Source organism: Saccharibacillus sp. O23, from assembly GCF_002205895.1.
In the GTDB taxonomy this organism is placed as follows: domain Bacteria; phylum Bacillota; class Bacilli; order Paenibacillales; family Paenibacillaceae; genus Saccharibacillus.
In genome coordinates this window covers 35,057-54,420 of the sequence record NZ_NJDE01000017.1, presented here as the reverse complement: position 1 = coordinate 54,420, position 19,364 = coordinate 35,057, and the positions used below count along the sequence as shown (strand labels likewise).

17 protein-coding genes are annotated in these 19,364 nt (G+C 57.3%); 16 read left to right on the top strand and 1 reads right to left on the bottom strand.

The window, feature by feature from the left end; translation table 11 throughout:
- The 16 genes from CDO73_RS19275 to CDO73_RS19200 form a co-directional block, all read left to right on the top strand.
- Nucleotides 1-481 (top strand): exodeoxyribonuclease VII large subunit (locus CDO73_RS19275; RefSeq protein ID WP_306437536.1); only part of this gene is annotated, 481 nt, incomplete at its 5' end.
- Nucleotides 471-755, top strand: a complete 285-nt coding sequence (xseB, locus tag CDO73_RS26835; RefSeq protein WP_256972774.1) for an exodeoxyribonuclease VII small subunit — start codon at nt 471-473, stop codon at nt 753-755. The genes CDO73_RS19275 and xseB, both read left to right, overlap by 11 nt.
- Nucleotides 752-1,657 carry a polyprenyl synthetase family protein gene (locus tag CDO73_RS19265; protein WP_373446990.1) on the top strand — a complete coding sequence of 302 codons (906 nt, stop codon included), beginning with the start codon at nt 752-754 and terminating at the stop codon, nt 1,655-1,657. The genes xseB and CDO73_RS19265 overlap by 4 nt, the downstream gene beginning before the upstream one ends.
- A gap of 295 nt (nt 1,658-1,952) precedes the next feature.
- The gene (gene dxs / locus CDO73_RS19260) at nt 1,953-3,857 is read left to right on the top strand and encodes a 1-deoxy-D-xylulose-5-phosphate synthase (RefSeq protein ID WP_088490152.1); all 1,905 of its coding nucleotides are present in this window, start codon (nt 1,953-1,955) and stop codon (nt 3,855-3,857) included.
- A gap of 43 nt (nt 3,858-3,900) precedes the next feature.
- Complete coding sequence (locus tag CDO73_RS19255) at nt 3,901-4,767, top strand: TlyA family RNA methyltransferase (protein WP_088490151.1); 867 nt, start codon at nt 3,901-3,903, stop codon at nt 4,765-4,767.
- A 52-nt stretch (nt 4,768-4,819) separates the two neighbouring features.
- Entirely contained in the window at nt 4,820-5,269 is a 450-nt protein-coding gene (ahrC, locus tag CDO73_RS19250) for a transcriptional regulator AhrC/ArgR (RefSeq protein WP_088490150.1), read from the top strand.
- A 124-nt stretch (nt 5,270-5,393) separates the two neighbouring features.
- Nucleotides 5,394-7,124 (top strand): DNA repair protein RecN, encoded by a 1,731-nt coding sequence (gene recN / locus CDO73_RS19245; protein ID WP_088490149.1) that lies wholly within the window; start codon nt 5,394-5,396, stop codon nt 7,122-7,124.
- A gap of 335 nt (nt 7,125-7,459) precedes the next feature.
- The gene (gene spo0A, locus CDO73_RS19240; protein ID WP_088490148.1) at nt 7,460-8,266 is read left to right on the top strand and encodes a sporulation transcription factor Spo0A; all 807 of its coding nucleotides are present in this window, start codon (nt 7,460-7,462) and stop codon (nt 8,264-8,266) included.
- Between the two features lie 254 nt (nt 8,267-8,520).
- Nucleotides 8,521-8,769: a hypothetical protein gene (locus CDO73_RS19235; protein ID WP_088490147.1), complete on the top strand. Its 249-nt coding sequence runs from the start codon at nt 8,521-8,523 to the stop codon at nt 8,767-8,769.
- Nucleotides 8,770-8,807: 38 nt separating this feature from the next.
- Nucleotides 8,808-9,452 (top strand): SDR family oxidoreductase, encoded by a 645-nt coding sequence (locus CDO73_RS19230; protein WP_088490146.1) that lies wholly within the window; start codon nt 8,808-8,810, stop codon nt 9,450-9,452.
- A gap of 152 nt (nt 9,453-9,604) precedes the next feature.
- Complete coding sequence (locus CDO73_RS19225; protein WP_088490157.1) at nt 9,605-10,624, top strand: GTP-binding protein; 1,020 nt, start codon at nt 9,605-9,607, stop codon at nt 10,622-10,624.
- 183 nt (nt 10,625-10,807) lie between these two features.
- Nucleotides 10,808-11,362: a GNAT family N-acetyltransferase gene (locus tag CDO73_RS19220; protein WP_088490145.1), complete on the top strand. Its 555-nt coding sequence runs from the start codon at nt 10,808-10,810 to the stop codon at nt 11,360-11,362.
- A gap of 127 nt (nt 11,363-11,489) precedes the next feature.
- Nucleotides 11,490-13,157: an extracellular solute-binding protein gene (locus tag CDO73_RS19215; RefSeq protein ID WP_088490144.1), complete on the top strand. Its 1,668-nt coding sequence runs from the start codon at nt 11,490-11,492 to the stop codon at nt 13,155-13,157.
- Nucleotides 13,154-15,073: a sensor histidine kinase gene (locus CDO73_RS19210; protein ID WP_256972773.1), complete on the top strand. Its 1,920-nt coding sequence runs from the start codon at nt 13,154-13,156 to the stop codon at nt 15,071-15,073. Before CDO73_RS19215 ends, CDO73_RS19210 begins: the two co-directional genes overlap by 4 nt.
- A complete protein-coding gene (locus CDO73_RS19205; protein WP_088490143.1) occupies nt 15,048-16,700 on the top strand; it encodes a response regulator in 1,653 nt (550 codons plus the stop codon). The genes CDO73_RS19210 and CDO73_RS19205 overlap by 26 nt, the downstream gene beginning before the upstream one ends.
- Nucleotides 16,701-16,740: 40 nt before the next feature.
- Nucleotides 16,741-18,192, top strand: a complete 1,452-nt coding sequence (locus CDO73_RS19200) for a glycoside hydrolase family 43 protein (RefSeq protein WP_088490155.1) — start codon at nt 16,741-16,743, stop codon at nt 18,190-18,192.
- A 138-nt stretch (nt 18,193-18,330) separates the two neighbouring features.
- Here the strand turns inward: CDO73_RS19200 and CDO73_RS19195 are convergent, their stop codons facing one another.
- Complete coding sequence (locus tag CDO73_RS19195) at nt 18,331-19,098, bottom strand: response regulator transcription factor (protein ID WP_179218758.1); 768 nt, start codon at nt 19,096-19,098, stop codon at nt 18,331-18,333.
- Between the last annotated feature and the right edge of the window lie 266 nt (nt 19,099-19,364).

Genomic DNA, 19,364 nt, shown 5'->3' with positions numbered 1-19,364 from the left:
GGATCTGCTGAATCTCCAAATCGTGCTGCGCCAACCGGAGCGCGCGCTTCAATCGCACGCGCAGCGGCTCGACGGGCTGACGCGCCGCCTGACGGCGCGTACCGAAGCCCGCCATGCCGCAGGAAGGGACAAGCACGCGCGCCTGCACGGCAGGCTCGCGCGCTTCTATCCCGGCGCGCAGCTCCAGTTGGCCGCGCGCCAGCTCGGCGCGCTGGACGGGCGCCTGTCCGCCGCCATGAACGCCGCCGTCAAAGACCGGCGGCAGCGGCTTCAAGGCGGCATGCGTCAGCTCGATGCGCTCAGCCCGCTTAAGGTCATGGCTCGGGGGTACAGCCTCGTCTACGACGAAGGCGAACAGAAACTGATCAAATCCGCGCGCGAAGTGCGCGAGGGCGACCGAATCGTAATCCGCGTCAATGACGGAAGTCTGGACTGTCGGGTCATCCATACGACGGAGGAGGGCAATCGAAGTGGAGAATAACACCGGAAACCGATCCCCGGAGCAAGCCGGCGCCGCCGAACTGAACTTCGAGCAGGCGATGGACCGGCTGGAAGCGATCGTCGCCGAACTCGAACGGGGCGACGTGCCGCTCGAGAAATCCATCGACTTGTTCCAGCAGGGCATGAAGCTGTCTCAGCTCTGCGGCCAGAAATTGGAGCAGGTCGAGCGTAAGATCGAGACGATCGTCGAAGAGGACGGCCAATTGCGCCGTCGGAACTTCGCATCCGAAGCGGAAGGCGGCGACAACTTTTGAATTCTATTTTCGCGCTTGAACCCTATATGGCTGAAGTGGCGTCCGACTTGGAAGCCTATTTCGAGGAAGCTTTTCCCGCGGAATGGGATATGCCCGAGGCGCTGTTGAAGTCGATGAGATATTCGTTGGACGCCGGCGGCAAACGCCTGCGTCCTCTGCTTGTGGTCGCGGCCTGCGAAAGCTTGGGCGGCGGCCGCGAAGCGGCGATCCGCGTCGCTGCGGCCGTGGAGATGGTCCATACGTATTCGCTCGTCCATGACGATCTGCCGGCGATGGACGACGACGATCTGCGCCGGGGCAAACCGACGAACCACAAAGTGTTCGGAGAAGCGATGGCGATTCTGGCCGGCGACGGTCTGTTGACGCATGCTTTCTACGTGATCGCGACTTTGGCCAAAGACGGTCTGCTCGGCGCCGAAGCGGCGATCGCGATCGTGTCGGACCTGGCCGAATACGCGGGTCCTCGCGGCATGGTCGGCGGCCAAGTGGCGGACATGGAAGGCGAACAAGGCATTACCGACCTGAAGCGGCTCGAATACATCCATCTGCATAAGACCAGCGATCTGATCATGTTCTCGCTGCTGGCGGGAGGCCGCGCGGCCGGCGCGACGCCGGAGCAGCTCGAAGCGCTGCGCACGTTCGGCCGAGGCATCGGATTGGCGTTCCAGATTCAGGACGATATTCTCGATCTGGTCGGCGACGAGAGCAAGCTGGGCAAAAAGACGCAGAGCGACGTCAAAATGGAAAAAGTGACTTACCCGTATTTCCTGGGCATCGACGGATCGCGCGAGGAAGTGAAACGGTTGAGCGAAGAAGCCAAATCGGCCGTCGAAAACGCGGGTTTGCAGTCCGCCGAGCGGCTGCTTGCCATCGCCGATTATTTGGTGGAACGGGACCGTTGAGACAAGGCGAATAAGAAAATTCCGGTTTCGGCGCTCGCTTGCTTGGGTATTGAACAACAGAGAAACGGCAGCGCCTAGGATGCGGAGCCGCGGACGGAAATTGGCTTTGCTTCCCGAAAAACGATATAATACCGGTACTATGGCGCATCGGACGAACAGACTTCATCGGAAGCTGCCGAACGCCGCATATTCGACAAGGGCGACCAGGACGTATGCGCGAACGACGAACATGCCGTTCCACAATCCGCGCATGCGGCCTGCATTCAGGAAAATGAAGGAAAGCGGGGAATGACATATGCTGCTTCCACAAATCAATCAACCCGGCGATCTGAAGAAACTGCCGACTGATCAACTTGCGCCGTTGGCTCAGGAGATTCGCCAGTTTTTGATCGAGAAGCTGTCGGCGACAGGCGGACATTTGGCCTCTAATCTGGGCGTGGTGGAATTGACGTTGGCCTTGCATTATTGCTACGACAGTCCCAAAGACAAATTTATTTTCGACGTAGGCCATCAAGCCTACGTACACAAGATTTTGACCGGCAGACAAGACAAATTCGACACCCTGCGCAAATACAAAGGGCTGTGCGGATTCGTCAAACGCGCCGAAAGCGAACACGACGTCTGGGAAGCGGGCCACAGCAGCACGTCGCTGTCCGCGGCGATGGGCATGGCGATGGCGCGCGACCTCAAAGGCGAAACCAATAAAGTTGTGGCGGTGATCGGCGACGGCGCGCTGACCGGCGGCATGGCGTTCGAAGCGCTCAACCATATCGGACACGAGAAAAAGAATTTGCTCGTGGTCTTGAACGACAACGAGATGTCGATCGCTCCGAACGTCGGGGCGATGCATAATTATTTGAGCCGCGTGCGCGCGGACAAACATTATCTGCGCGCCAAAGACGACGTCGAATCGCTGATCAAGAAGATTCCGGCGATCGGCGGCAAGCTGGCGCGTACGGCGGAGAAAGTCAAAGACAGTTTGAAATACATGATGGTGCCGGGCGTGCTGTTCGAAGAGCTGGGCTTCACGTACATCGGCCCGATCGACGGGCACGATCTGCCGAAGCTGATGGAGACGTTCCGCCAATCGGACAACATCGAAGGCCCCGTATTGGTGCATGTCGTGACGACCAAAGGCAAAGGTTACAAGCCGGCGGAAGCCGATTCGCACAAATGGCACGGCATCTCGCCTTACAAGATGGAATCCGGCAAGACGCTCAAGTCCGCCGGCAATCCGATGTACACCGAAGTATTCGGCAAGACGTTGATCGAACTTGCGGAGCAGGACGAACGCATCGTCGCCGTCACTCCGGCCATGCCGGGCGGTTCGGGCTTGATGGAGTTCGCGTCGCGCTTCCCGAACCGGATGATCGACGTCGGCATCGCCGAACAGCATGCGGCGACGCTGTGCGCGGCTATGGCGTTGGAAGGGATGAAGCCGGTATTCGCGGTCTATTCCACGTTCATGCAGCGAGCTTACGATCAGATCGTGCACGATATCTGCCGGCATAACGCCAACGTCATGTTCGCGATCGACCGCGCGGGCTTCGTAGGCGCGGACGGCGAGACGCATCAAGGCGTATACGATATCGCGTTCCTGCGCCATATTCCGAATATGGTCCTGATGATGCCCAAAGACGAGAACGAACTGCGCCATATGATGAAAACGGCGCTCGATTACGATAAAGGACCGATCGGTTTCCGTTATCCGCGCATCAACGCGCTCGGCGTGCCGCTCGATCCGGTACTTCGCGACATTCCGATCGGCAGTTGGGAAACGGTTCGCGAAGGCGACAGCTGCGCGATTCTGGCCGTAGGTCCGATGGTGCAGACCGCTCTGGCGGCCGCCGAGCTGCTCAAGTCGTCCGGCATTCAAGCCAGCGTCGTCAACGCGCGCTTCCTTAAGCCGCTCGACGAGAACATGCTGACCGAACTCGCGGATCGCGGCGTCAAGATGCTCGTGATGGAAGAAGCGTCGCAGGCCGGCGGTCTGGGCGGAGCGGTGCTCGAATTCTATGCTTCGCGCGGAATCTCGCATGCCGAAGTCCGCATCATGGGCGTTCCGGACTGCTTTATCGAACACGGCAGCATCAAAGAACAGCAGCAGGAAGCCGGTCTCACGGCGGAACATGCGGCGAATCTGGCGCGGGAGATCGTGACCGGAAGCCGATTGGAGCTGAAGACGGGCCTGCCGTCTTAACAGCGCCGCGAATCCGCATTTTACACAGAAAGAGAGCCTGATTATGGCCGAGCCAAAAGAACCGAAAGCAACCAAAGAACGAATCGACGTTCTGCTCGTGGAGCAGGCGTATTACGAAAGCCGGGAGAAAGCCAAGGCCGCCATCATGGCGGGTCTTGTCTTCGCCGATCAAGAACGCATCGAGAAGCCGGGCATGAAAGTTCCGCGAAGCGCGGCGCTTCACGTCAAAGGCTCGGTGCATCCGTATGTCAGCCGAGGCGGCTTGAAGCTCGAAAAAGCGCTCAAGACGTTCGGAATCGATATGACCGGACGCGCGATGCTGGACATCGGTTCGTCGACCGGAGGATTTACCGACTGCGCGCTTCAGAACGGCGCTTCGTACGTCTACGCGATCGACGTCGGCTATAACCAGCTCGACTGGTCGCTTCGCAACGACGAACGCGTCTGCGTGATGGAACGGACCAATTTCCGTTACATGACGCCGGAGGAATTGCAGGGACCGCAGCCGGATTTCGCGAGCATCGACGTTTCGTTTATTTCGCTGCGCCTGATCCTGCCGCCGCTGCTTCAACTGCTTCGCAGACCGGCCGAAGTCGCCGCGCTGATCAAACCGCAGTTCGAAGCGGGACGCGAAAAAGTCGGCAAGTCGGGCGTCGTCCGCGATCGCAAGGTGCACGAAGACGTGCTGAACGAAGTGCTGAGCTTCGCGAACGAACTGGGCTTCGAAATCGGAGGCCTGACGTTCTCGCCGATTACCGGCGGCGAAGGCAACGTCGAATTTCTCGCTTACCTGAAGCTTCCGGAAGGAAAAACGGAGCCGCTCGGCGAAGAAGTCATTCGTGAGCTGGCGTCCAATACCGCGGCGGAAGCCGCTCGGAATTTTCACAGAAACTCATCCGCCGAACGGTGAGTTTCTTTGCGTTGAATAGAGTTGTAAACCATTTCTATATAGGGGGAGTCTGATGAAAGGACAACGACATATCAAGATCCGGGAGATTATCTCGAACCGCGACATCGAAACGCAGGACGAACTGGTGAACGAATTGCGGAACGCGGGTTTCCAAGTGACGCAAGCGACGGTATCGCGCGATATCAAAGAACTGCTGCTGGTCAAAGTCCCGCTGGACGACGGCCGATACAAGTATTCGATGCCGACCGATCAGCGTTACAATCCCGTGCAGAAGCTGAAGCGCGCGCTCGTGGACAATTTCGTCCATATCGATCATTCCGGCAATCTCGTGGTGATGAAATGTTTGCCGGGCACGGCGAACTCGATCGCGGCGCTGCTCGACAACATGGAATGGTCGGAGATCATGGGCACCATTTCCGGCGACGACACGATTCTGTTGATCTGTCGCGAACCCGAGAACAGCCAGACGGTGATCAGCCAGATCATGGGGTTCATTTCTTAACTTTTTCGCAGATTTGCAAATTTGCCACTTCTCAAACATGCGTTCGCATGAATATAATGGAACTGACCTCCTCCTCCCAGATTCTCGGGAATCAGGGGGAGGAAACTTTCAACGAGGTGAGTGCATGCTAGTCGCATTATCCATTCGCAATCTCGCCGTCGTCGAAGCCGTCGACGTTCATTTCTATCACGGTTTCCACGTCCTGTCGGGGGAGACGGGAGCGGGCAAATCCATCATCATCGACGCTCTGGGATTGATCTCGGGCGGCCGAGGATCTTCGGATCTGATCCGATACGGAGCCGACAAGGCCGAGATGGAAGCCCTGTTCGAACTGGGCGAGCAGCATCCCGTCTGGAAGACGCTGGAGCAGCTCGGCATATCCGCTTCGCCGGAAGAACACCTGGTGATCCGGCGCGAAGTCAACATTCAAGGCAAGAGCACGTCCCGCATCAACGGCCAGCTCGTCAATATGACGATGCTGCGCGAAGTGGGCGAACAGCTTATCAATATTCACGGCCAGCACGAGCACCAATCGCTGCTGCGTCCCGAGAGCCATCTGGGGCTGCTCGACGCGTACGGCGGCGAACGGATCGCGCCGACCAAGACGGCGTATCAACAAGAATATTCCGCGCTCGCCAAGCTTGAACGCGAGCTTCGGGAGCTTCGGGAAACGAGTCAGAAATCGCTGCAGATGCTCGACATGTACCGTTTCCAGCTCGAAGAGATCCAAGCGGCCAAGCTCAAAGCGGGCGAGGACGTCGAATTGGCGGACGAGCGTTCCAAGCTGGCTCACAGCGAGAAGCTGATGGAGTCGGTGTCGGAAGGCTATAACCTCCTGTACGGCGAACGAGGCCTCGAAGCCGTCGGTTCCGCGATCTCCAGCTTGGAAGATATCGAGAACTACGATCCCAAAGCGATGCAGCCGATTCTGGAACAGCTCAGAAACGCTTTTTATCAGCTCGAAGATGCCGTATTCCAGCTTCGTGATTATCGCGAGAACATCGAGTTCAACCCGGGACGCCTCGAAGAAGTGGAAGAACGCTTGAACCTGCTGTCGGGCTTGCGTCGCAAATACGGAGAGAGCGTCGAACAAATTTTGGATTATTACGATCGGATCCACCGCGAGACCGATCTGTTGGAAAATAAAGACGAGCGGCTCGAGCAGCTGACGGTCAAACGCGACAAACAGCTCGAGAAAACGCTGCGTTTGGCCCGTGAACTGAGCGCGCTGCGCCGCGATTGCTCGCGCGAACTGGCCCGTCAGATCGAAAGCGAACTCAAAGATCTCCAGATGCAGCGGACTTCGATCGAAGTGCGGCTCGAGCCGATTCAGGACGATCGCGGCTTCGAATACGAAGGACGGCGCGTGCGCCTGACCCGTCAAGGCGTGGACAGCGCGGAGTTCCTGATCTCGCCGAATCCCGGCGAACCGCTGCGTCCGCTCGGGAAGATCGCTTCGGGCGGCGAACTGTCGCGGATCATGCTGGCGCTCAAAAGCATTTTCGCCCGGCACGACAAAGTCCCGGTACTGATCTTCGACGAAGTCGATACCGGCGTCAGCGGACGCGCGGCTCAATCGATCGCGGAGAAGCTCGTCAAGCTGTCGCGCGACTGCCAAGTCTTCTCGATCACTCACCTGCCGCAAGTGGCCTGCATGGCGGATCATCAGTATCTGATCGAGAAGCGGGTAGAAGGCGAACGCACGATGACCCGGGTCGAGTCTTTGGACGAAGAAGGGCGGGTAACGGAGTTGGCCCGTATGCTCGGCGGCGTCGAGATTACCGAGAAGACGCTGCATCATGCGCAAGAAATGCTGAAATTAGCGGAAGAAAGCAAAAACGATCGCGTCTCCTGAGAGGCGCCGTTCAAGATCCCAAAACCGTGTGCAGGTCCGAATCGGCAGAGTTTCCAGCTTCGTTTCGGGATGCTGCACAAGCGCTATCGCAGAGAAAATGCCGTATTCCGGTACGATCTGCGTGCTAATTTACGGTTTTGGGATTTTTTGTTTGAAATCGGCGTATAACTCGATATACTAATAAAGGGTAGAGATTTGACGTCAAATCGTGAATGATGCAGGAATGATACGAACGATGTCGAATTTTTATACGGTAGATCTGGAAAAAAGATAAAAATAGTTCGGCGGATTACAGAGGATTCGGCTAGCTACCGGATGATAAGGAGGAACAGGCTTTGCCAAACATCGAAGTTATGCTTGCGGACGATAATCGCGATTTCGTTCACATGCTCCAAGAACACATTTCCGCACAGGAAGACATGACGGTGACGGGAGTCGCCTTTAACGGGGAAGAAGTGCTGGGACTGCTCCGAGACGCGGAGCGGATGCCGGACATTCTGATCCTCGACATTATCATGCCCCATCTGGACGGACTTGGCGTACTGGAGAAGTTACAGAGCATGAACTTGAACCCGCGTCCGAAAGTGATCATGCTGACGGCATTCGGCCAAGAGAACATTACGCAGCGCGCGGTGGAACTCGGAGCGGCCTATTATATCTTGAAGCCGTTCGACATCGAGGTGCTGGTCAATCGGGTGCGGCAGATGCTGAACATTCCGACTTCCCCGATCATGCCGATGTCGGCCGCGCCTTCGCCCAAGCCGAGCTTCGGAACTCTGGCCAAAGGCAAGACGCTCGATGCCAGCATCACGTCGATCATCAACGAGATCGGCATTCCCGTACATGTTCGAGGATACAAATACTTGCGCGAAGCCATTACCATGGTCTATCACAACATCGAAATTCTGGGTTCGATCACCAAGACGCTCTATCCGTCGATCGCCGAGAAATACGGCACGACCCCTTCCCGCGTCGAACGCGCCATCCGCCATGCGATCGAGCTGGCTTGGTCGCGCGGTTCCGTGCAGAACATCAGCGAACTGTTCGGTTACACGGTGAGCATCAACAAAGCCAAGCCGACCAATTCCGAGTTTATCGCCATGATCGCCGATAAGCTGCGGGTCGAGCACACGGTGAGTTAGCCTCTTGCGGACTCCTGATGCAAGGTTTACGTTTCGTACATAAAGCGTGTACGAAGCTTCCGACGGAAACGCACACGCCTATCGCATGTTCAAATTTTCCGCAAACGCCGACTATTTTCGGAGTATCGATACTCCGGGAAAGCCGGCGTTTTGACGTGCGCGGGAAAGCGGAATTTGGTTTACGGCCCGCCGTTTGCGATAATAAGAACAAGGCCGATAACCGGCACAGCCAAGAGCCGAAAGGAAGAGTAAGCATGAGAACGATCTATATCCGGGTATTATACGACAACGGCATCGAGAAGGAGTACGCTTTCGACTCGAAAGAAGAGCTGACGCCGGCCGAGATGGACATTGCGATCAACGAATTCAAAGAAGCGTATATCGAGCCGTCTTTTCGCGGCGAGAAACTCAAAGGAGGCGGCTGCATGACTTTCGAGAGCGAAGGCAAAGACATCAGCGTCAACTTGAACAAAGTATCGGAGATCTCGTTCAGCATTCGTTGATTAAGGCCGAAACGATACGAACCGAGGAGGAAATCGAAATGAACGTATTGGTGATCGGAGCGAACGGACAGATTGGAAGCCGGCTGGTTCGGCTGTTGAAGCAGGAAGGCAAACATCGGGTCAAAGCGATGGTACGTAAGCTGGAGCAAGAAGACGAGCTGCGCGCTCTGGGAATCGAGACGGTGCTCGCCAATCTGGAAGATCGCGTAGACGCGCTGTCGGAAGCGATGCAGGGCAGCGACGTCATCGTCTTTACCGCGGGCTCGGGCGGATCGACGGGGGACGACAAGACGCTGCTCATCGACCTTGACGGAGCGGTCAAGACGATGGAAGCCGCGGAGAAAGCCGGAATCAAACGTTACGTCATGGTCAGCGCCATGCAGGCGCATCAGCGCGACAACTGGGTGGAAGCGATCAAACCTTACTATGCGGCCAAACATTACGCGGACCGGATGCTGGAATCGACGAGCTTGAATTATACGATCGTGCGTCCGGGCGGTTTGAAAAACGATCCCGGAACCGGCAGGATCGCAGCGGACGAGAACTTGGCGCCGGGATCGATTCCGCGCGACGACGTGGCGGCGGTAATCGCGGCGCTGCTGGAAGACCGCAACACGTATCGCCGCGCGTTCGATCTGACTTCCGGCCATACGCCGATCGGCGAAGCTTTCGGCAGCGCTTGAACGTAAAGCCGGATCGTTTGTTCGTTTCGTCGGCGAAACCTTTCGGGTAACGATAGCGTATAGGCGTCATGCAGCGACAGAATCGACGAAAGGGCGGTTGCCAGATGGAATTCAGCGGCTTTGACAGATATACGGATACGCAGAAAAACGAAATGAAAAAACAGATTCGGCAGGCCGCGGACGACGCGTTCGAACAAGAAATGGCCGCGATCAACGCGCAGCTTCGGGAAGAAATTCTGATCGCGCTGATCGGCGACGTCAATGCGGGCAAATCTTCGACGATCAATCGGATCGTCGGCGAAGAGGTTGCGGGCGTCGGAGCGGAACCGGGAGAGACGACGGCGATCCATCCGCATCCGTATAAGGATAAGATCTTTTTTATCGATACGCCGGGACTGAACGACGTCAACACGGTAAATTCCGCAGCGACGCTGGAGTATTTTCGCAAGACCGACGTCGTGCTGTTTTTCTTGAATGCGGCGGGAACGGTCTTCTCGGAGAGCGAGCAGCGTTCGTTCCGCATCGTGGAGAAAGAAAATCCGAATATCCTGATCGTGCTCAACAAGATCGACGCGGCGGACGAAGTGGATCGGCTGGTCGCGCGCGTACGCAGGGAAACGGGTCACAAATACGACGTGATTCCGATCTCTTCGCGCACCGGGCAGAATATCGACGAACTGCGCGACGCGATCCTCGAGATGTTAAAAAAAAAGAGCAAAGACATTCTGTTCGCCCGCACGATCAAAGAAAAGTCTTCGATCGCCAATAAGTGGATTCTCGGCGCGGGCGCTTCGGCCGGAGCGATCGGCGCCGTTCCGCTGCCGGGCGCGGATATCGTGCCGTTGACCGCTTTGCAGATCGGACTGCTGACGAAGCTGGCGACGCTGTACGAGCGTCCGATCAGCAAGGAAGCGGCCAAAGAGATCGTGATTACCGCCATCGTCGGCAATCTGGGCAAAACGATTTTTTCGCAGATCGTCAAGATGTTTCCGGGCGCCGGTACGGTAGCGGCTGCCGGAGTCGCGGGCTCGGTGACGCTGGCGCTCGGCTATTCGGTCAAGTACGCTTACGAACGCGGCATCGACGTGACGCCGGACACGGTCTCCAAGCTGTATCGGAATTTCCGGGACCGCAAAAATAGAGGAGAGAAGCTGCCGGGAGAAGACGATTGAAGCCGTCGATCCCGTACGTTAACGAAACGTTCCGCGCAGGCGGGGCGTTTTTTTGATGCGTCGCGACGATGATCCGCCGAAACATTTGATATAATGGGACAAGAGATCGCAAGCAGGCAGCCTTTCGGCCGATAGAGGCCGTGAGCAAAAGTCGGGTGATCGAAACGAAGGAGGATTTGGCAAATGTTGACCGAACGACTGGAATTACGGGCTTTCGTTCCCGAAGAAGCGGAGGAACTGCTGGCGCTGCGGCTGAGCAATCAGGCCTTCTTGGAACCGCTGGAACCGATTCGTTCCGAATCGTATTTGACGCTCGCGGGGCAGCGGACGGAAATCATTCAGAGCCAACAGGGCCGCGAACGGGACCAAGCTTATATTTATGCCGTCAGACTTCGCGAGAACGGACAGCTGCTGGGACGAGCGGCGCTGACCGGTATCGCGCGCGGACCTTTTCAGAACGCGAACTTGGGTTATTTTCTCGACGAAGCGCATAACGGCCGAGGTTATATGACCGAAGCGGTAAAAGGCATACTGGAACTCGCTTTCGCCAAACACGGTCTGCACCGCGTTCAAGCCGGCGTCATGCCCCGCAATGCCCCATCGCTGCGAGTATTGGAGAAAGCGGGCTTCCGGCGCGAAGGTCTGGCGGAACGATATCTGAAGATCAACGGCAAGTGGGAAGACCATGTGCTGCTCGGCATCACGGTCGAAGAGTGGGAGACGGCGCAAGGCCGCTGAACGCAATAGGTAAAAAAAGGGCCGCAACCTCAAGACTTGCGTCTTGCGTACTCTGCGGAATCCCGGATAATGAAAGGGAATAAGCTTCGATTCTATCCGATCGGGACGGGGAGGGCGGGAGATCACGATGAATGTTCGAAGTAGTGTGAAGCTGGTTTTGATCGCGAGCTTGGCGCTGTGTTTCGCGTGCAGCGGTCCTTCCGCCCGAATCCAGCCTCCGGGAGCGACAGAGCCCGAGGACAACCCGGCGGTTCCGGAATCCGCTTACGATCCGCCGATCCAGCTGTCTTTCGTTCGGGAGACGGGAGACGATATCGAGCGGATGTTAACCGAACTTCCCGGAGAAACGCTGGAAGACAACCGGTGGACAAAGCTTTACATGCAGGAACTCGGGATTCGTACGACGTACGAATGGACGGCCAAAGGCGACGTGTACAACCAGAAGCTGGGCGTGTCGCTGGCTTCGGGCCGGATTCCCGACGTGGTGCAGGTCGATCCGTATCAATTGCGGTTATTGGCGAATGCCGGGTTGATCGAAGATCTGACGCAGACTTACGACGCGTTCGCGTCGCCGCTGACCCGGCAAATTTTGACGGCCGAAGGCAGCGGACCTTTCGATGCGGCTACAGTGGACGGACGCCTGATGGCGATTCCCGAATCCGTCTCTTCGATCGAAAGCGCGCAGTACTTATGGATCCGGACCGATTGGTTGAAGCGGCTCGGCTTGTCTCCGCCCCGTACGATCGAAGACGTACTCGCTATATCGAGAGCGCTTACAGAAGAAGACCCCGATCAAAACGGCGTTAACGATACGTACGGTCTCGGACTTACCGGTTATTTGTGGAACCCGGTGCTTAGCGCTTCTGGATTTATGGCGGGATTCGGCGCTTTTCCTACGCAGTGGGTAGACGACGGCAAAGGAGGTCTGGTCTACGGAGGCATCCTGCCGGAGACGCGCAAGGCTCTTCAGAGCCTTCAAGACATGTACCGGGCCGGGCAGATCGATCCGGATTTCGGTTACAAATCAGGCGGCCAGATGGCCCGCTTGATCGCTCAAGGCAAGATCGGCATGCTGTACGGCGAGCAGTGGACGCCTTTTACCGTTCAGCAAAGCCGCGAACGCGATCCCGACGCGGATTGGCAGGCCTATCCGCTGCCGGCCGAAGCCGGCCGCGAGATTCGGGTACCGCTGCGCGCGGGAACCGGCGGCCTGCTCGCCGTTCGCAAAGGATACGAGCATCCCGAAGCGCTGGTCAAGATGATGAATCTTCATCTGGAGAAGAATTGGGGCAAAGACGCGGATTACGAGACGTATTATAACGACGATTCCCGAGCGGTGTGGATGCTCTCGCCGGTAACGCCGTTCCCGGGAACCAAAAATCTGGATGCTTACCGGGAGATCCGCAGCGCTCTGGATACCGGAAACGCTGCCGGACTTCAAGGCGAAGCCGCCGCCATTCAGAAGCGGATCGAAGCGTACGACCGGATCGGAACGGAGAGCGGCTGGGGATGGAAAAAGATTTACGGTCCGGACGGAGCGTTCAGCATCGCCGACGAATACGAGCGCAGCGGACGTTTCGTGCCCGATCTGTTCGGCGGCGGAATCACCGAGACGATGGTCGAACGCCATAACATCCTGCGCGATTTGCAGCTCGAAGCTTATATGAACATCATTCTGGGAGAACCTATCGAACGATTCGATCAATTCGTACAGGATTGGAAAGAACTCGGAGGAGACCAGATCACGGCGGAGGTGAACCTCTGGAACAGCAGCAAACCAAGCGGCGCGCCTTGAAAAAAAGAGGCTTTCGTTCCGGCGGCGAACTCGAGCCGCCGGAGATGCCCGGCGACGCCGACGTCGCCCATGGAACTGACGGCTCTTACGAGACGGCCGACTCCCGAAGCCGTTTTTGGGGATACCGGAAGCGGGAACGAAAAGGCCTCCGCTTCAAATTGCCCGCGGCTTCGTGGCACAGCAGCATTTTTGCCCGGCTGGTCTTCATTTATCTGTTATTCGTCCTGCCGCTGATCCTGCTGGGATTGTATTTGTATCAATGGAGTTACGATAACGCCAGCACCGAGATCGCGTCGTCGACGGAACGAAGACTGAGCGGGTACTTGGAAGAATTGAACCGCGAAGTGGAATGGATGGAGCTTCAGCAGTTCGATATCGTGGAAGACCGCAAGTTGAACCGTCTGGCCGTATTGTGGGACACGATGGGGCAGGTCGAGCGTCGGGACACGTTGAACGACATGACCGAACGTCTCGCCACGTTCAAGAACAGCAGCGCTTATATCAAAAACGTATACGTGCATCTGCCTACCGTCGGCAAAAGCCTTTCCGCGACGCACGGGATCGACGAATTCGACGGAAAAGCGTTCCGTTATTTCAGTTCGAGCCGTCAAGGCATGGGGCCGCGTTTGTCGGTAAGGGAAGGCACGCTGAATCTCGGCGCCGTTCGGCTGACCGGCAAAAAAGGCGAGCTTCCGCTGTTCGCGGTTCAAGTCGAACTGGACTCCGATCGGTTTCGCGAAGCGCTGCGGCAGTTGAATCTGTATCCGGATAACGGATCGTTTCTGATCGAAGAAAAAACAGGATTCGCGATCGTCGACGAGCCGGAGCATCTGTTTATTCTGGACGCTTACCGCAGCGCTCGTCCGAGCGTCGGAGAAGACGCGGCGCGGATCGAAGCGAACGGCACGCGTTATCAGGTCAGCAAACGGAATATGGAATCGTTGGGATTGTCCGTGGCGACTTATTTGCCGGAAGCCAGCGTGAAAAGGCCGCTCAACAAGTTCTACCAATGGGCTTGGCTGTTCGCCGTCACGTCGCTGCTGGCCGTCTCGGCGTATCTGTATTCCAGTTACCGTTTGATCCATAAGCCGATGCTGCTGCTCGTCAATCGTTTCAAGAAGATGGAAGAAGGCGTGCTCGATATCCCGATCGCCCATGCCCGCAAAGACGAATTCGGCTTTTTGTATGCCCGATTCAATCAGATGATCGAAAAGCTGCAATCGCTCATCGACCGGGATTTCAAACAGCGAATGATGATGCAGCGCGCCGAACTGAAGCAGCTTCAATCGCAGATCAATCCGCATTTTTTGTACAACAGCTTTTTTATCCTCAATTCGTTGGCGCGCACCGGAGAGACGCAGCGGATCGAAGACTTCACCAATATGCTGGGCGAATATTTCCGATTCATTACCCGCAGCGGCGACGATCACGTGCTTCTTGCCGACGAAGTCGCTCATTCCCGCGTGTATACGAATATTCAGCAGCTTCGGTTCTCCAGACGCATGCGTGTCGAATTCGACGAGCTTCCCGAAGCGATGCGCGAACTGCGCGCGCCGCGATTGATCATCCAGCCGATCATCGAGAACGCTTACGAACACAGTCTGGAGAAAATGACCGCTCCCGGCTTGCTGCGCGTAAGTTTCGGCATGAACGGCGAATTCGCGGAAGTGCGGGTAGAAGACAACGGCGATCTGCTGGACGAATCCGGGATCGAAGCGATGCGCCGGCGGCTTGCCGATCAAAGCGAAACGGCGGAAACGACGGGGATGATCAATATTCATCGGAGACTCCAGCTGACGTACGGCTCGGGCAGCGGTCTGAAGCTGGAACGAAGCGATCTGGGAGGGCTGAAAGCGACGATCCGAATCCGATGGCAGGGAGGAGAAGCGAATGTACCGATTGTTGATCGTGGATGACGAAGAGATTATCACGGACAGTCTGCACGAGACGTTGGCCGGCCTGCTGCCGGAACAGCTCGATGTCTGCAAAGCGTATTCGGCGCGGGAAGCGCTGGAATGGCTGGAGCGAACGCGAATCGATATCGTCATGACGGATATCCGCATGCCCGGCATGGACGGGCTGGAAATGGCCGAACGCATTCGTGCTTTTTGGCCGCGCTGCCGCATCGTTTTTCTGACCGGGTACAGCGATTTCGATTACGCTTACCGGGCGCTGCAAATGCCGGATGCCCGGTACCTGCTCAAGACGGAAGGTTATGCCAAAGTGACGGCGATGATCGAGCAGATCGTCGAAGAAGTTCGGCGAAGCCATCGGATGGATGCTCTGCTCGAACGATCTCGGGAACTTGCGGCGCAGCTTCACAAAATGGAACGGGAAGATTATCTGCGCAGAGGACTTCAGAGCGGAGAGACGTTCGGCGGCGGCTCCGAAGAACGGCAGACCGAACTGGATCGCCGGCAGATTCCGCTGTCCGCCGACGAGCCGCTTCATCTCGTCGTAGGAAGAATCGCCGATTCGGGCGATCCGCCGGAAGGAGATCCGGACGGGCGTTTGGCTTCTGCGCGCGTGATCGCGGCTTCTCTGTTGGAGGAACATGTACGCCAAGCGAGCGTCGCGGATACGCGCGGCAACGTGGTGTGGTTGATTCAACCCAAGCAGGCGGAAGCCAAGCCGGAAGGCGCCTTTGCCCGTTATTTGGAAGGCGCGCTGGAATTGGTTCAGGAAGCGTGCAGCGCTTCGCTCGACGTCTCTTGGTCGTTTACGTTGAGCGGGCAAGGGTTCTTTTGGCCCGAGACGGCACGCCGCTACGAACGTCTGAAACAGCTGCAATGGATGAAAATCGGAGACGGCGTCAGTTTGATCTTGATCGATCGAGGCGAGGAGCTGCCGAGAGCCGCTTCCAAAGATCCGGGCCGGCCGAGCAGTCGAATCGAAGCGATGTCGGGTTATTTGGAAACCGGCAGGACGGCGGCGTTCTACGAAGCGTTCGAAAAGTTGACGGAGGAACTTCTGCTGCCGCAAACGCCGATGGAAGAAGCCATGGAAACGTATTACGGTCTGGCTTTGATGCTGTATGCCGCCATCAGCCGATGGGGACTCGCTTCGGAGATTCCCGGCCGAAGCCGGCTGCTTCGGTTGGAAGAACAGGCCAGCATGAAAGAGGCCGTGCAGTTTCTGTACGAAATCGCGGATCGGCTCGTGCGCTTCAAGAGCGGCGACGAACAAGAGCGGGCCCATGCCGTGATTCGCTCTCTATGCGATTACGTGCGCGGCCATCTCGAACACGATCTTTCGCTGGTTCGCTTGGCGGAACGGTATCATTTCAATCCGTCTTATCTGTCCCGGTTTTTCAAACAGGAGATGGGACTGAACCTGTCGGAATTTATCGACGACTGCCGGATTCGCGAAGCCAAACGCCTGCTCGGCGACCCTCAGCTCATGGTTCGGGAAGTCGCCGCCCGGGTCGGCTACGAAGCCGCTCATTCGTTTACGCGTTTTTTCAAAAAATGCACCGGAATGACGCCGCAGGAGTTCAAAGATGCCGAAGCTTCGGCGTATTCGCGCTCCGATTCGCCCGTATGAAGCAAGAAATCAATCTATCGAAGAAAAGAGGAATCCGATTATGGAAACATCGATCCGCAAAAGCGGCGAAAGCCTGCTGCCTGCCGTAGGCAAAACTCCGCCGCATCGCAATCCGCTGTTGGCGCATAAATTCGGCGCCGATCCGTACGCGCTCGTCTACGAAGATCGCGTTTATCTGTACATGACCAGCGACACGCTCGAGTTCGACGAAGCCGGTCAAGCCAAAGAGAACAGTTACGGCTCGATCCGGCGCTTGACGGTCATTTCTTCCGCGGATCTCGCCAACTGGACCGATCACGGCGAGATCGCGGTCGCGGGAGAAGAAGGAACGGCGAAGTGGGCGACGCAATCTTGGGCGCCGGCGATCGCCTGCAAACGAATCGACGGGCAAGATCGATTCTTTCTCTATTTCGCCAATAACGGCAGCGGCGTCGGCGTGCTGCGCGGCGACAGTCCGCTCGGGCCGTGGACGGACCCGGTCGGCGGACCGCTGATCTCGGCAGGAACGCCCGGCGTCGAAGGCGTGCCGTGGATCTTCGATCCGGCCGTGCTCGTGGACGACGACGGACAAGGCTATCTGTATTTCGGCGGAGGCATTCCGGAAGGGCAGCACGAGATGCCGAATTCGGCGCGGGTCGTTCGGCTCGGCGACGATATGGTTTCGCTGCAAGGAGCGGCGGAAGTCGTTCCGGCCCCGTACATGTTCGAAGATGCGGGCATCCATAAATACGGAGACGTCTATTATTATACATACTGCTCGAATTTCCACGAAGGCGAGCGTCCGGCAGGCAGTCCGCCTCCCGGCGAGATCGCCTGCATGACGAGCGCTTCGCCGATGGGGCCGTGGACGTATCAAGGGTCGTTCTTGCATAATCCGGGCCATTATTTCGGCGTGAGCGGCAATAACCATCATGCGATCTTCCGCTTCCGGGATCGTTGGTACATCGCTTATCACGCGCAGACGCTGTCCGCGGCGATGGACGTCGCTCACGGGTATCGGTCGACGCATCTGGATCTGCTCGAACTGCAGGAGGGAGAACTCCTGCCGAAGACCGAAGCGACGATGCAAGGCGTTCCTCAGCTCGGCGTTCACGATCCTTACCGACCGACCGGCGGCTATACCTGCGCATGGAGCGCAGGCCTTCGTACCGAGGCCGAATATGACGGAGGAGAAGGAACAGTCTGCGCGATATCGCCGGGAGGATGGTCGGGAATCGCGGGCGTCGATTTCGGCAAGGTCGGTCCTGCCGGTTTCTTCGCTTCGATCGAAATGTCCGGAAGCAGCGGTGTTCTGGAAGTTCGGCTGGACGCGCCTGACGGCCCTGCCGTCTGCGAAGTCGCCTTGCAGCCGGAGCCGGGCGAGGGGTTCCGCGAACGGTCGGCGGAATTGTCTTCCGGCGCGGTGACGGGCGTGCATGACTTGTTCTTCGTATTTTGCGCCGAAGATCCAAGCGCAAGCTGCGCGCTGCGAAGCTGGCGGTTCCGTTCTTGACGATCCGGCCGCGATCCGGGCACGCGATCGCTCGGCCTTCTGCATCGCAAAAAGCCTCGTTTCCCCCGGTTGACGGGAGGAAGCGAGGCTTTTCGCGCGCGCGGAACGCCGAACGTTCTTCGTTACGGTAAGGCGTCTTCAGGCCGTAACGAACGCCTGCTTGCGGTATTCGTTGGGACTGACGCCTTCGTATTCCCGGAATTTTTTGTGGAACCAATCCGTATCGCTGTATCCGACTTGGACGGCCACTTCGTAAATGCGCAGATCCGTAGTCTCGAGCAGGCGTTTCGCTTGTTCCATGCGCTGCCGAAGCAGATAACGATTGAACGACATGTTTTCTCTGGACTTGAAGCGCTGGCCCAGATAGGCGCAGTTGAAGTGCAGCAGATCGGCGATCTCTTTGAGCGTCACGTTGTCCGCGAGACGGCGGCAGGCGTAATCTTTGACGGCTTCGATGATCCGGTCCGAACGATCCGCCGATTTCCCGCGAGCGGGAAAAGGCGCGGCGAAAGCGGGGCGGCTTCCCGGATGTTCCGAAGCCAGACGCCATTTGAGCCGGATCAAACTATGTACGAGCGCGGCGGAATCGACAGGGCCGGGCAGATAATCGCTGACCTGATAACCGAGCGCTTTGCGCGCGGAACGGAAATCGTCTTTGCCGCCGAGCAGCAGAATCGGAATCGGACTGAACGCCCGGACCTGTTCGCACAAGCATAACCCGGACGAAGCGAACCCGCCGGTATGGATCAGCACGGCGGCGAAATCGCGCTTGGCGAGAGCGTCCAGCGCTTCTTCCGGCGACTTCGCGTATTCGCCTACGGCAAACCCCGTTTTTTCTTGTTCCAGCAGTTTTTCGATTCCGGCTGCGGCAAGACCGCCAAAATCGACCCCTAACACCGTATGCATCAAGCAGCCTCCTCTGTCTGTCTTTGTATGATCTTTTCCATAAGAAAGGTGTATTTCCATTATCGAAATAAAAGAAAGCGTTTACAACATGCAATTTTTTGCGAACGCGCCATTTGTTTACCTGTTGCCGCGAATCGAAGCTTCAAAATCCGGATCGAAGACCTCGATCTATAATTTGTCGGGGTAAGGCCTGCATTCTCTCCTGTTGTTAACGCTTTCATTACAGAGCTACACTGTGATCGAAAACGACAACCGATAACCGAGGG